The following is a 13,185-nucleotide window of genomic DNA, read 5'->3' as shown; positions in this document are numbered from 1 at the left end:
TGCTTGATCGTTTGCCTTTTCTGGTGGGGCTGCGCTACGTGCGCGCTAAACGCCGAAACCACTTTATTTCTTTTATTTCGCTGACCTCAATGCTGGGATTAATGCTGGGCGTTGCGGTCCTTATCCTGGTGTTGTCGGTGATGAACGGCTTCGATCATGAGCTGCGCACACGCATTTTGGGAATGGTGCCTCATGCTAAAATTGAGTCCCGGGAAGGCTTGGTTGAATGGCAGTCGTTGGCTGAGCAGTTGATGCAGCGTGAGCGGGTTATTGGCGCAGCGCCTTATGTGGAACAGCAGGGTATGTTTTCGGTCGGTGGTCGCAATCAAGGCGCCATGGTCAATGGCATTAACCCTGATTGGGAAGATAAGGTGTCCATTATCAGTGATCATATGCGTGAAGGTAAGTTGGCTGACCTTGTGCCCGGTGAATGGCACGTGGTGATGGGCTCGGCACTGGCACGCAGTTTAGGCGTTGGCGTGGGCGACCGGGTCACGCTGTTAGTGCCTGAAGCATCGATTACGCCCGCCGGGGTCTTTCCGCGCTTAAAGCGCTTTACCGTCAGCGGTATTTTTAGCGTCGGCGCTGAGCTTGATGCCAACTTGGCTTATGCCAATATTGAAGATATGCAGACCCTTGCGCGTTTAGGCGATGCAGTGGGCGGCTTGCGTCTAGAGTTGGATGATCTGTTTGCGGCTAGCAGCGAAACCCAGGCCATTATCAATGAGCTTGGTTCCGGCTATCGCGGCAGCGACTGGACGTTTACCCAAGGTAATCTGTTTCAAGCGATACAAATGGAAAAGCGCATGATTGCGCTACTGCTCACCGTCATTATTGCTGTGGCAGCGTTTAATATCGTTTCGACACTGGTCATGGTCGTCACCGATAAGCGGGCAGATATCGCCATTCTGCGCACTATTGGTGCTAAGCCAAGCTCGATTATGGGCATTTTTATTGTTCAAGGCATGGCGATCGGTATTATTGGTATCGCCATTGGTGTTGCGGTGGGTGTGCTGCTCGCGCTAACGATTGCGGACCTTATTGGTTGGGTCGAAGGAACGCTGGGTATCCAGTTCCTAGATGCCGGGGTTTACTTCATCAGTGATCTGCCCTCACGTCTGGAGTGGAGTGATGTCAGTCGTATTGTGTTGGCCGCTTTTGGATTGACGTTCCTATCAACGCTCTATCCTGCTTGGCGCGCAGCGCGGGTTCAGCCTGCCGATGTATTGCGCTATGAATAGTCATGAGAGCGGCAATAACGAGAGCAGCAATAAGGATGCCAGGATGTCTATGAATACGATGCCTCTGAACACACGCCAAGACGCGGCGGTGATGCTCGATTGCCAGGCGTTAAGCAGGGTCTATAGCGAAGGGCCCCAAGAACTCACGGTGCTGGACCAGCTCACCTTGCAGGTGCGTGCCGGAGAGCGGGTGGCTATCGTCGGCAGTTCGGGGTCAGGTAAGACAACGTTATTGAATTTGCTGGGCGGCCTTGACCGCCCCAGTGAAGGCAGCGTGACCATTGCCGGAGAGCCACTAGCAGGCTTGAATGAAACGGCGCTTGGCAACTTTCGTAATCGCTATATTGGTTTTGTGTATCAATTCCACCATTTGTTGGCAGAGTTCAGCGCTGTTGAAAACGCCGCTTTGCCGCTGATTATTCGCGGTCAGTCGAAAAAAATGGCCGAGCAGCGCGCTATGCAAATACTTGAACGAGTAGGTATGGCGCCGCGGGCTAATCATCGGCCTGGCGAGCTATCCGGGGGCGAGCGTCAACGCGTGGCGATTGCTCGAGCGCTGGTGACGGATCCAAGTCTGGTATTAATGGATGAGCCGACGGGCAACCTGGATCAGACCACGGCAGCCACTATTTTGGCACTGATGGATGAGTTGGCGAAAGAAAGCGCCTGCGCGTTTGTCATTGTGACTCATGACGTCGGCTTGGCAGCTCATCAAGATCGCGTACTCAAGCTAGATGCAGGAAAACTTATTGAGCAAGCGCCCGCCCTTTAATCGTCTAGCTTAGCCATCCAGCTCAGTCATCAAACTCTGCTTCGATGCGCGCACGCCGCTGCCGACGTTTTAGGCGGCGGCGTTTCCAATTATAAGAAACGTGCCAGCGCCAAATCAGGCGAATACCAATATTGGCGACGATAGCTAAAAAAATCGCTGTTACTAACGATCCGACAATCAGCGGCGGCATAATGTCGTGCATCTGTTCGGCAATCCAGTGCGTTGAAATCTTAGAAGGAGCCTCCCGCACCGGCGTGCCGAGTATAAATGTGCCAATTCGGTAGTTGCCGTAGAAAACGAGTGGCATCGTCAGAGGATTGGTAATCCATACCAGGCCGATCGATAGCGCCAAGTTACAGCGTGTTAAACGGGCGCCCAGTGCAGCCACCACCATTTGAAAAGGAATGGGAAGCATGGCGCAAAACACGCCCACGCTAAACGCATTCGCAACGCTTCGGCGAGTTAAAAGCCACAACCCCGGGTCTGCAATCAGCGGCGCTAAGAACCGTAATGAGCGCTGTTTCCTGATAGTGTCGGGTTTGGGCATGTAGCGCTGCAGGAATCGGCGCGGCATAGCGAACACTCTTACCTATCGATCTCGCCTATTATCCATATAGCGTCGCCCTTAAGCTATGCTGGGCAGTGAATGAACTAACACAAAGGAGAGCTGCATGCGGTTCGGTGTTGCTATGCCAGCCGCTTTTGCGGCATTGAGCGGGGGATTTTTTGCTTGGTATAGCACTTTGGTAGGGACGACATCCAGCGCGCTTGGGTGGGGCTTTGTGGCTATGTTATTGGTGATGACGTGGCGCCCGCGTTTTGGTATTTGGCTTTTAATCGGTCTCTGGGTGTTTGTTAACGTACAACGCGAGTGGTCTGGCCGCCTGTCGGCCGGGTTAAGCGGTGAAGATGTCGTTGTTGAAGCAACCGTTTTAACAGTTCAGCCGCTCTCTGTACCATCCTTTCAGGCTACTCGGCTATTGCTTGCGCTTGATACGTGCCATAGCCCGGCGCAGCGCCCTAGCTGCTCGGCACTTTCCAAAGTGCGGGTGTCGGCCTATAGCGATGAGGTGTTTAAGCCAGGGGAGCAGTGGCGAATGACGCTGCGTTTGCGTCCTCCTAACGGTTTTGCCAATCCGCATGCCTTCAATTTTGAGCAATGGCTCTGGCGAGAGGGTATTCATGCGACGGGGTACCTGCGTCAGGATCCCCCGGCTGAACGACTATCGACTGCTAGCATCTCCTTACGCCAGCTAGCGCTCAGCTTCTTATCACAACAAGCAGTTAGCGAACGCGCCCAGCGTTGGTTGGCGGCGCTGACGCTGGGTGAGAGCGGTCAGCTGACACAAGATGATTGGTCGCTACTAAATGCCACCGGCACCACGCACTTGGTGGTGATTTCGGGATTACACGTTGGCTTAGTCGCTTCGTTTGTACTGCTATTAGCAAAGCTAGCTGCACGGCTATTAACTCCCGGCAACTGGCGCATGCGAGTCTGGCCATGGTGGGCAGCAGCAGCGGGCTGCGTTGCATACGCCGCACTCGCGGGAATGGCGCCGCCCGCTATGCGAGCAATGGTGATGACGCTCATTGGCCTGTGGGTACTTAGTGGCCGACATGCCCCCGGCGCTTGGCAAGCATGGTGGCTGGCACTCGCGCTAGTGCTGATGTTTGATCCTTTGGCTTTATGGCGGCCCGGTATGTGGCTGTCCTTTATTGCCGTGGCATGGTTGATCGTTATTTGGCAGGGGCATCAACGCCCGCGGGGTATTAAAGGGTGGTGCTGGGCGCTGATCCGAACGCAATTACTCCTAGCCCCGCTCATGGCCGCCGCTGTGCTGGTGGCGTTTGGCAGAGTAGCCCCGATGGCTCCGCTGGTTAACTTAGTTGCCGTGCCCTGGGTTAGCTCGGTCATGGTGCCTACGGCGCTATTAGGCTGGCTGCTAGCGCCATTTCCTCTCGTAGGCCATTTGGCGTGGTGGATTTTTGAGGCAGCGCTCAACGTTTTTCATCTTTTACTGACGCTGTCATCGCAACAGTGGCCGCTTTGGGAGCCTGACCGATTGCTAACGTATCCGCTAGCCTTCGCACTGCTGCTATTGTCGCTGTGCTGGGGGGTGCCGGGTATTCTGCCTGGGCTGCGCTTGCTTTCAACCGCGCTGATAGTCGCGTTGCCTTGGTGGTCGCTTGCACCGCCGTTTGCGCAAGGCGTTATTAGAGTGAGCGTGCACGATGTGGGCCAGGGGCAGTTGATCGAGCTGCGTAGCCAGAATTATCGTCTTCTCTATGATGCCGGACCGCGGTTTAGAGGTGGGTTTATGCCTTTAGAGACGCTGTGGTCGCCGGGGCAGCGTTTTGATCAAGTGATTATTAGCCACGCCGATAACGACCACGCAGGAGGGGTTGAGGCGTTACTCTCTGATCATCAGGTCAATCAGTGGCTCACCCCCTTGGGGGAATCACTGCCCGTGCCAAACCTTGCATGCGCGCGAGGCCAGGCATGGGAGCGCGATGGGGTTGGCTTTCGTATTCTCTGGCCACCTGCCGGTGCTAATACGCTTTCTGCTAACGACCGCTCCTGCGTATTGGAAGTCAGCGTAGGCGAGCACAGGCTGTTGATAACCGGCGATGTTGGTGCCGACATAGAGCGGCGTTTCTTACAGGATGTGCGCTCACCGGTCAGTGTGCTGGTGGCCGGGCATCATGGCAGCCGCACGAGCTCGGGCATTCAATTTGTGCGCCATACGACGCCCCAGCACGTTATTTTCAGCGCAGGAAGAAGCAATCAGTTCCAGCACCCGGCTGATCAAGTGGTACGACGTTTTCGCTATGAAAATAGCTGTTTATGGAGCACCGCGCAGGATGGCGCGCTGCTTTTTTGGCTAGATGCTAGCGATCTCATACAAATCAAAACGACACGTAAGCTATCTGGACAACGCAACCGGTGTTGAAGCACGCCGCCTTAAGGTAGAATTCAGCGCACTGCACACTATTGCCAGGAGCGCGTGTGACCGATTCAAGTTGGGATGTCTATAAGCGGTTGTTGAGCTACGTTAAGCCACATTGGCAGGCGTTTGCGCTGGCGCTGGTGGGGTTTGTGGTTTATGCCGCATCAAGTACCGCATTGGCGGAGATGATGAAGCGCCTGATTGATGGCATTCAAAACCCAGATGCAGCCTTCCGGCTATTTCTGCCACTGTTTGTCATTATTATGTTTTTCGCCCGTGGGGTCGGCACCTTCCTCAGTACCTACTTCATGTCCTACGTTGGGCGCTATGTGATCCACACGCTGCGCTGCGATGTGTTCGCCCATTTGCTTCATCTTCCCGGCTGGTTTTTTGATCATCATTCGAGCGGCCAACTGGTGTCGCGAGTAACCTATCATGTTGAGCAGGTGGCCGGGGCGGCTACCAAAGCAGTGACCATCATTCTTCGCGAAGGCCTCTTCGTAATTGGTTTGATTCTCTATCTGCTTTGGACGAACTGGATGTTAACACTACTGTTTTTGGGTGTGACGCCAATCATCGCCGTGGTGGTTAGCTATGTAAGTAAGCGATTTAGACGTATTTCAAAACGCATTCAGCACTCTATGGGCGATGTGACCCACATTGCCTCGGAAGCCCTTTCGGGTTATCGCGTCGTGCGTACGCATGGTGCTGAAGCTTATGAGAAGCAGCGCTTTGAGCGAGTGAGCGAAGAGAACCGCCGTCAAAGCATGAAGGAAGCCATGACGCGCGCCGTTAGCTCGCCGGTGATTTTGATGCTCGTGGCTATCTCTATGGCGCTGCTGGTTTGGCTTGCCATGTCACCCTCGCTCATGGCAAGCATGACGCCTGGTGAGTTCGTGGCATTCATAACGGCGGCAGCGCTGATGATTAAACCAGTGCGCCAACTGACTGAGATTAATGGTGAAATCCAGAAAGGACTGGCCGCTGCATCGGAGCTGTTTGGACTGCTGGATATGTCGCCTGAACAGGACACTGGAAAGCACATAGCCTGCCGTTTAAAAGGCGATGTCATGATTGATAACGTCAGCTTTCGCTACGCCGACGACCAGCCTGACGTGCTGCATGACATTAACCTCCACCTGGCACCTGGGGAGTTAGTCGCCATCGTCGGGCGCTCGGGGAGCGGAAAGTCGACGTTGGTCAGCCTGTTACCGCGTTTTTATCGGTCTAGCCAGGGTGCGATTACTATTGATGGCATTAACGTTGATGACTACGCGCTGGGGCCGCTACGCCAGCAGATTGCGCTGGTCTCTCAGCAGGTAACGCTATTTAATGCCTCGATTGCCGATAACATTGCCTACGGCGTGGCCAATCCTGATATGCAGGCGATTAAAGCCGCCGCCGAGGCTGCCTATGCGCATGAATTTATCGATAAACTGCCCAACGGCTACGCCACCACGGTCGGTGAAAATGGCGTTATGCTGTCGGGAGGGCAGCGTCAGCGTTTGGCAATTGCCAGAGCGATCTTTAAGGATGCGCCGCTGCTAGTATTAGATGAAGCAACGTCAGCACTGGACACTGAATCTGAGCGCTATATTCAAAAAGCCCTTGAGCGTGTTTGTGAGGGGCGTACCACGCTGGTCATTGCACATCGGCTTTCGACTATTGAGCGAGCCGATCGAATTGTGGTGATGGATCAAGGGCGTATTATCGAGGAAGGCCCCCATCAGGAGCTGCTTGAAGCGGGCGGTGCCTACGCGGCACTGTACCAACTACAGTTCCAAGAAGCGGTATGAAGCTGCCTGCGAAAACGCTAGCAGAACGATGGCTGAAAGGCGCTTATCAAGGCAGCCGCTGGCTAGCGGTACTTAAGCCGCTAGGGGCGCTGTACCAGCGGGGCATGGCGCGTCGTGAACAAGCCTACCGTCGCGGAAGAAAAGCCTCTTGGAAGGCGCCCGTGCCGGTCATTGTGGTTGGCAATATCACCCTTGGCGGAACGGGTAAATCCCCCTTGGTGGCTTGGCTTGCTAGTTGGTTGGTGGGGCAGGGCTTCACGCCGGGGATTGTGACGCGCGGCTATGGCGGAAAAGCGCCGCACTATCCGCTTCGAGTAACGGCCAGTACGAAGGTGGCAGAAAGTGGCGATGAGCCGCTTATGCTGGCACAGCAAACCGGGCTGCCGGTGGTGGCAGATCCCAATCGCGTACGGGGTGTCCAGGCACTGATAGCGGCGGGATGCGATATTGTTATCAGTGACGATGGTTTGCAGCACCTGGCATTGGCTAGAGATATCGAACTGCTCGTTGTTGATGGCGCCCGCGGCCTTGGTAACGGTTATTGCCTGCCTGCCGGGCCGCTGCGAGAATCGCCTAATCGGCTGCAGCGAGTCGATGCGGTGATCGTCAATGGGGATTTAAAGCAGCCGCTGCCCGTTGCGTCGGTCACTCATATGCAGCTGGCGCCGGTCTGCTGGCGACGCCTAGCAGACGGCACTCGCTTTCCGTTAACACCTTTGCCGTTTGCATTGCCGGTGCATGGCGTGGCGGGCATTGGTCATCCCGAGCGTTTTTTTCAGGCGTTATCGACCCTTGGAGTCGAGGGTGACTGGCACCCGTTAGCAGACCATCAGCGTTTTAGTGCTCAGGCGCTAAGCTTTGCAGAGTCGCGGCCAGTGGTGATGACGGCCAAAGACGCCGTAAAGTGTTATGACCTGGCACCGCCCAATAGCTGGATATTAGACGTGGAAGCGACGCTTCCATCCGAATTTGAGCACTGGCTGGCAGCGCGACTGTCGGCACTTTCCTAGAGGAGACGTTCGCATGGATAAGGAACTGCTGGCAATGCTGGTCTGCCCGTTGTGTAGCGGTAAGCTGAAATATGATCGTGAGGGGCAAGAGCTTCGCTGCCATTACGATGGTTTGGCCTATCCTATTCAAGACGGCATCCCTGTCATGCTGCCCGAAGAAGCCCGTGCAATGGATGCCGATGAAAAGCTGCCTACGTCGCCGGGACGCACCGGAGACGCTTAATGGCTGTTACTGATTTTACAACGCAAGACGTTACCTTTCCTGATTTTACCGCTGTTGTTCCCGCGCGCTATGGCTCTTCCCGGTTACCCGGTAAGCCGCTACTTGAGATTGCCGGTGAGCCAATGGTCGCGCACGTTTGGCGGCGCGCTTGTCAAAGCCATGCTAGTCGGGTGGTGATTGCAACCGACGATGCGCGCATACGCGATGCCATGCAGGCTTATGGCGCTGAGGTAATCATGACGCGCAATGATCACCCTTCGGGCACTGATCGTTTGGCCGAAGTGGCGAATAGTTTGGCCTTGCCGGCAGATGCACTGCTGGTTAACGTCCAGGGCGACGAGCCGTTGATTCCTCCAGCGTTGATCGACCAGGTGGCTTTGCGCCTGGCTGAGGACCAAGAGGCATCGATAGCAACGCTGGCAGAGCCAATTAGCAACGTGGCGTCGCTGTTTAATCCCAATGTGGTCAAGGTGGTGCGCACTCTTCAGGGGCGAGCGCTGTACTTTTCTCGTGCGCCGATTCCCTGGGATCGCGAGCATTTTAAACAGCCGCCCACGCTACTAGCGAGCGATCAATGGCTGCGTCATATCGGCATTTATGCTTATCGTGTGCGTTTCCTCGAGGCGTATCTCGATTGGCCAGCGTCGAGCCTTGAGCAGCTTGAGCAGCTCGAACAGCTGCGTGCGCTACAGCATGGTCACGTTATTCAGGTGGCTTTAGCCTGCGAAGTAAATCCCGCCGGTGTCGATACCGCTGAAGATTTACAGCGAGTACGGGCGCTATTTGCCGAGCCAAGTGCTTAAAGTGGCTAAGTTGAATATGACTCATCATGTTGATCTCACGTCCGCCAATACGCTGGCGCTACCATGCCGAGCTGAGCGTTTTTCAGCTCCAGCCACCTTGTCTGCGCTGCGCAGTACCCTAGCGCGGGCGCGCTGCCAAGGGTGGCCAATCACGCTATTAGGCGGCGGCAGTAATGTGCTACTGCCCGAGCAGTTATCGGGCTTGACGGTGCGTCCGGCGCTTAGTCAGTGGTGGCTCAGCCAGCAGCAGGGCCATGTGCTAGCGCATGTGGGCGCGGGCGTAAACTGGCATGCCTTAGTAATGGCGACCGCCCGGCGAGGGCTGTGGGGGATCGAGAACCTTGCACTGATCCCTGGCAGCAGCGGAGCGGCGCCGGTGCAGAATATTGGTGCCTACGGTGTAGAGCTTGCTGATACGCTTCAGTCGGTGCAGGTCATGGAGCTGGCCACCGGCAAGCTTGCCTGGTTAAGCGCGCAGGAATGCCAGTTTGGCTACCGCGACAGCGTGTTTAAAGGAGCGATGGCGGATAAAGTAGTCATTACTCAGTTAATTCTGCGTTTATCACGCAAGCCTGCCCCGCAGCTTGGCTATGGTGATCTTGCCGCTCGATTATCGCCGGTGCCCACACCGCTTGAGGTCGCTGAGGCAGTTTGTGCAATTAGGCGTGAAAAATTGCCTGACCCAAAGGTGCTTGCCAATGCAGGGAGTTTTTTTAAAAACCCTCTGATATCGGATGAGCAGGCGGCTGGTTTGCTACGCCAGTATCCTGGCATGCCGCATTTCCCCCAAATGAAAGGGCAGACAAAGCTGGCGGCTGGCTGGTTGATCGACCAGTGCGGTTTAAAGGGGATGCACGATGGTGCCTTTGGGGTTCATCAGTATCAGGCGCTGGTGCTGGTGCATTTTGGTGGCGGCGATCGCCATGGCTTGATGAAAATAGCCAGCTACATTGCTGCTCAGGTGGAGGCACGCTTTGGCGTACGACTATCGCCAGAACCGCGTTTAATTAATCCTTAAATCTACCCTAAACTGAGTGGCGCTAATACATAAGCTAATGCAAATCCGAAACAAAAAAATCCCCGCCGAAGCGGGGATTTTGCTATTGCCACACACCATCAATTTATTCTGGGAGCGTGTCTTGCTGTGCCTGTTTACGCTTCTCACGTGGATCGTTGTGCGCACGAGTGCGGCGGCGAGGCTTTGGCATGTCTTCAACAAGTGCTTCAGCAGGTGCTTCAACAAATACCTCAGCAGGTACTTCTTCAGCGGTCGTTGTCTCAGCTTGCGCTTCACTGGCTAACGGGAGGCTGGACTGAGGCTCTGCTTGCGCTGTTGGTGCAGGGCTAGCCTGTGGCTCAACGACTGATTGCTCAGCACTAATCTCGGCAGCCTTTTTCTCAGGCTCCTGGTTTTCAAAGCCTTGTTCTTCAAAAGCCTGTTTTTCAAAATCCTGTTGCTCAGAAGTCTGCTGCCCAGATGCCTGTTGCTCAGCGCCTTGCAATATAACGCTAGGCTGTTCTTCAGCCGCAGGCGCTGGCTGTTGAACCTCAACGATACGTTCAGAAACACTGGAGGCGGCTACTTGCTGGTGAGTTTCTTCAGCGTCGCTGGAGGCAGCGGTCTGGCTATTGCTGCTTGGTCCACTCTGGTCCGCGCTGGTGGTCGGCTCAACAGTGCGCAGCGTTTCAGCGCTTTCAGGCACGACGGGTTCGTCAACGTGGGGCGCATATTGACTTGCCAGGGCCTGCAGAACGTCTGGCTGATCCGTGGGCGTTTCAGCTTCGGTCGCTTGAGAAGGCTCTTCCGCAGGCGCGTTGCTGGCTGGTGTGACCGGCTCGCTTGGTTTAGCAAAGGCGTCTTGCAGCTCAGTAGTTTCTGCCTCAGGCGCTGTCGGAGCCGCTTTCGGCTGGCGGCGCTGGTGCGTTGATCTGCGCGCTTTGGCATTCTCCGTCACTGGGCGTTCAGCCGTTGTCGTGTTGTCAGTGTCAACAGCGTTTTGTGACGGCGCAGCATTGTCGTTATTCGCCGCTTTTGCCGTCTGTGCCTCACTAACAGGCACTTCACTGGCCACTGAGGGCTTTTCGACAGACGCTTCGCTTGGCGTTGGCGTTGGCGTGGCCTCTAGTTTTTCGCTGGGCGCTTCGGCCTGCAATTTTAGCTGCTCGACTTCTGCCTGAGGATTAATAGCCTGGGCGCGCGAACGATTACGTGGGTTGTTACGCGTACGCTTGGGCTTATCGCCATTCTGCTGGATTTTCGGCGGAGCGGTAGTGTTAGCCGGCTGTTTAACCGCTTCCTCAGGCTGATTATCGCGAGCAGATTCACGCCGCGGCTCTTTCTGAGTGGCGAGCTTGTTAGCGACATCATTGCTATGGCTGTCTTTTGCAGTAGCAACGCTATCCTGCGCACTGTTTTCGTTCTGCTGAGGATGGCGACGACGATTACGCGTACGGCTAGGGCCACTGCGTTTATCGCTGTTATCATCGCTCGCCTGGCGTGGCGTGCTGCTGCGCGGCTCAGCCTTTTGCTCAGTTTTGGCAGGACTTTCGCTGCGCGACTCGTTTCTACTGCTATTGCTGTCATTGCGCTCGCCGCGCGACGGACGCTGACGAGACTCGCTGTTACGCTGACTGCTTCTGCGCTCACTTGGACGACGTGGCGCTGGCGTTTCAACCTTCGCCGCAGGCGCTGGCTCAGGGGGCGTGTCGTCGCTGCCCAGCAGCTTTGCAAAGCCGCGCATGAAGCGACCGATAACGCTAGGTTGCTCGCTAGGAACTGTGGCTGTTTTGGTCACAGTGGGTGCGGCAGCAGGCGCTTTTTCTTCAGTTTGTAGCGACGCTGGTGCCGGTGCGTTGTGAGTAACGCTTTTAACGGCAGCTTCAGCACGTTGAGCGGGGGGTACAAAGCTCGGTGCAGGCTCTTTACCTACTTCGGTATCGGTGGAAAGCTCAAAGCTTGAAAGGCTTTGGGTGTCATCTTCGTCCAGGTGATCATCACGCAGGCGCTGGACATCGTAATGCGGCGTATCCATATCAGGATTAGGCAGCAGCACTACACGAACACCCTGGCGAGATTCAAGATCTGCCAGCACGCTGCGTTTTTCGTTGAGTAAGTAGGTGGCGACCGGTACCGGCAGAATGGCGCGAATCTGCGCGCTATTCTCTTTCATGGCCTCTTCTTCAATCAGGCGCATGATGGAAAGCGAGAGCGAGCGCACGTCGCGGATGGTGCCCTGGCCATTACAGCGTGGGCAAACCACGCCACTGGTTTCACCCAGCGAAGGGCGCAGGCGCTGACGAGACATTTCCATCAAGCCAAAGCGCGAGATGCGGCCGATTTGCACTCGCGCACGGTCTAGTTTGAGCGCGTCACGCATGCGGTTTTCAACGTCACGCTGGTTGCGCGCAGGCCCCATGTCGATGAAGTCGATAACCACTAAGCCACCGATGTCGCGCAGGCGCAGCTGTCGAGCGATTTCATCGGCTGCCTCAGAGTTGGTCTGTAGCGCGGTTTCTTCGATATCGCTGCCGCGGGTGGCGCGGGCAGAGTTGATATCGATGGAGACCAAGGCCTCGGTGTGATCGATGACAATCGAACCACCAGACGGTAGCTTTACTTCGCGCTGATAGGCTGTCTCGATTTGCGATTCGATCTGGAAGCGCGAGAACAGTGCGACTTCATCAGAGTAGAGTTTAATTTTTTGCTGGTAAGAGGGCATGACTTGGCGAATAAAGCCTAGCGCCTCGGCGTGGATCTCAGGGTTGTCGATCAATACTTCGCCGATGTCCTGGCGCAGATAGTCGCGCATGGCGCGGATGATGACGTTAGATTCACGATAAATCAGGAACGGAGCAGAACGCTTAGCGGCTTCAGTAGTGATGGATTCCCATACTTGAACTAGGTAATCCAGATCCCACTGCAGCTCTTCTGGGTTGCGGCCAATGCCAGCGGTGCGCACGATCAGGCCCATTTTGTCCGGCACGGTCAACTGGCCCATGGCATCTTTGAGCTGGCTGCGTTCGTCGCCTTCAATGCGGCGCGAAATGCCGCCGGCACGAGGATTGTTCGGCATTAAAACTAAAAACCGGCCTGCCAAGCTGACAAACGTGGTCAGCGCGGCACCTTTGTTGCCACGTTCTTCTTTGTCGACCTGAACGATGACCTCTTGGCCTTCTTTGAGTACTTCTTTAATGCTCGGACGACCGGAAACGTCTTTAACGAAGTATTCGCGAGAGATCTCTTTAAGCGGCAAAAAGCCATGGCGGTCGGCGCCGTAGTCGACAAAGGCAGCTTCTAGTGAAGGTTCTACACGGGTGATTTTACCGCGATAGATATTAGCTTTTTTCTGTTCTCGAGCGCCGGATTCGATATCTAAATCGTACAGGCGTTGT

At 55.5% G+C, this 13,185-nt stretch carries 10 protein-coding genes; 8 read left to right on the top strand and 2 right to left on the bottom strand.

Features of this window, described 5'->3' with window-relative positions:
- Both ACTH5D_RS14970 and ACTH5D_RS14965 read left to right on the top strand, forming a co-directional pair.
- A partial coding sequence (locus tag ACTH5D_RS14970; RefSeq protein ID WP_441672623.1) for a lipoprotein-releasing ABC transporter permease subunit occupies window positions 1–1,241 on the top strand: 1,241 nt, incomplete at its 5' end.
- Between the two features lie 43 nt (window positions 1,242–1,284).
- Entirely contained in the window at window positions 1,285–2,013 is a 729-nt protein-coding gene (locus ACTH5D_RS14965; RefSeq protein ID WP_441672621.1) for an ABC transporter ATP-binding protein, read from the top strand.
- Window positions 2,014–2,035: 22 nt separating this feature from the next.
- Here the strand turns inward: ACTH5D_RS14965 and ACTH5D_RS14960 are convergent, their stop codons facing one another.
- The gene (locus ACTH5D_RS14960; RefSeq protein ID WP_441672619.1) at window positions 2,036–2,587 is read right to left on the bottom strand and encodes a DUF2062 domain-containing protein; all 552 of its coding nucleotides are present in this window, start codon (window positions 2,585–2,587) and stop codon (window positions 2,036–2,038) included.
- Window positions 2,588–2,684: 97 nt separating this feature from the next.
- Here ACTH5D_RS14960 and ACTH5D_RS14955 point away from each other — a divergent pair, with 97 nt between their 5' ends.
- The 6 genes from ACTH5D_RS14955 to murB are packed head-to-tail and all read left to right on the top strand — an operon-like array spanning window position 2,685 to window position 9,811.
- Window positions 2,685–4,964: a DNA internalization-related competence protein ComEC/Rec2 gene (locus ACTH5D_RS14955; RefSeq protein WP_441672617.1), complete on the top strand. Its 2,280-nt coding sequence runs from the start codon at window positions 2,685–2,687 to the stop codon at window positions 4,962–4,964.
- Window positions 4,965–5,020: 56 nt separating this feature from the next.
- Window positions 5,021–6,757 (top strand): lipid A export permease/ATP-binding protein MsbA, encoded by a 1,737-nt coding sequence (gene msbA / locus ACTH5D_RS14950; RefSeq protein ID WP_441672615.1) that lies wholly within the window; start codon window positions 5,021–5,023, stop codon window positions 6,755–6,757.
- Window positions 6,754–7,767: a tetraacyldisaccharide 4'-kinase gene (lpxK, locus tag ACTH5D_RS14945; RefSeq protein WP_441672613.1), complete on the top strand. Its 1,014-nt coding sequence runs from the start codon at window positions 6,754–6,756 to the stop codon at window positions 7,765–7,767. Before msbA ends, lpxK begins: the two co-directional genes overlap by 4 nt.
- A 13-nt stretch (window positions 7,768–7,780) precedes the next feature.
- Entirely contained in the window at window positions 7,781–7,990 is a 210-nt protein-coding gene (locus ACTH5D_RS14940; protein ID WP_441672611.1) for a Trm112 family protein, read from the top strand.
- A complete protein-coding gene (kdsB, locus tag ACTH5D_RS14935) occupies window positions 7,990–8,793 on the top strand; it encodes a 3-deoxy-manno-octulosonate cytidylyltransferase (protein WP_441672609.1) in 804 nt (267 codons plus the stop codon). The genes ACTH5D_RS14940 and kdsB overlap by 1 nt, the downstream gene beginning before the upstream one ends.
- 16 nt (window positions 8,794–8,809) lie before the next feature.
- Window positions 8,810–9,811 (top strand): UDP-N-acetylmuramate dehydrogenase, encoded by a 1,002-nt coding sequence (gene murB / locus ACTH5D_RS14930; RefSeq protein WP_441672607.1) that lies wholly within the window; start codon window positions 8,810–8,812, stop codon window positions 9,809–9,811.
- Window positions 9,812–9,914: 103 nt separating this feature from the next.
- Here murB and rne read toward each other — a convergent pair.
- On the bottom strand, window positions 9,915–13,185 hold a 3,271-nt coding region (gene rne, locus ACTH5D_RS14925), incomplete at its 5' end, for a ribonuclease E (RefSeq protein WP_441672605.1).

The organism is Halomonas sp., from assembly GCF_052095695.1.
In the GTDB taxonomy this organism is placed as follows: Bacteria; Pseudomonadota; Gammaproteobacteria; order Pseudomonadales; family Halomonadaceae; genus Vreelandella.
Note: the sequence above shows the minus strand (reverse complement) of the source record. Positions and strands in the feature narration are given on the sequence as shown.

What these genes read in the sequence shown, in the direction of transcription:
- ACTH5D_RS14940 (WP_441672611.1), top strand. Translation starts at nt 7,781, where the DNA reads ATGGATAAGGAACTGCTGGCAATGCTGGTCTGCCCGTTGTGTAGCGGT.
- kdsB (WP_441672609.1), top strand. Translation starts at nt 7,990, where the DNA reads ATGGCTGTTACTGATTTTACAACGCAAGACGTTACCTTTCCTGATTTT.
- ACTH5D_RS14965 (WP_441672621.1), top strand. Translation starts at nt 1,285, where the DNA reads ATGTCTATGAATACGATGCCTCTGAACACACGCCAAGACGCGGCGGTG.
- ACTH5D_RS14960 (WP_441672619.1), bottom strand. Translation starts at nt 2,587, where the DNA reads ATGCCGCGCCGATTCCTGCAGCGCTACATGCCCAAACCCGACACTATC.
- ACTH5D_RS14955 (WP_441672617.1), top strand. Translation starts at nt 2,685, where the DNA reads ATGCGGTTCGGTGTTGCTATGCCAGCCGCTTTTGCGGCATTGAGCGGG.
- lpxK (WP_441672613.1), top strand. Translation starts at nt 6,754, where the DNA reads ATGAAGCTGCCTGCGAAAACGCTAGCAGAACGATGGCTGAAAGGCGCT.
- murB (WP_441672607.1), top strand. Translation starts at nt 8,810, where the DNA reads ATGACTCATCATGTTGATCTCACGTCCGCCAATACGCTGGCGCTACCA.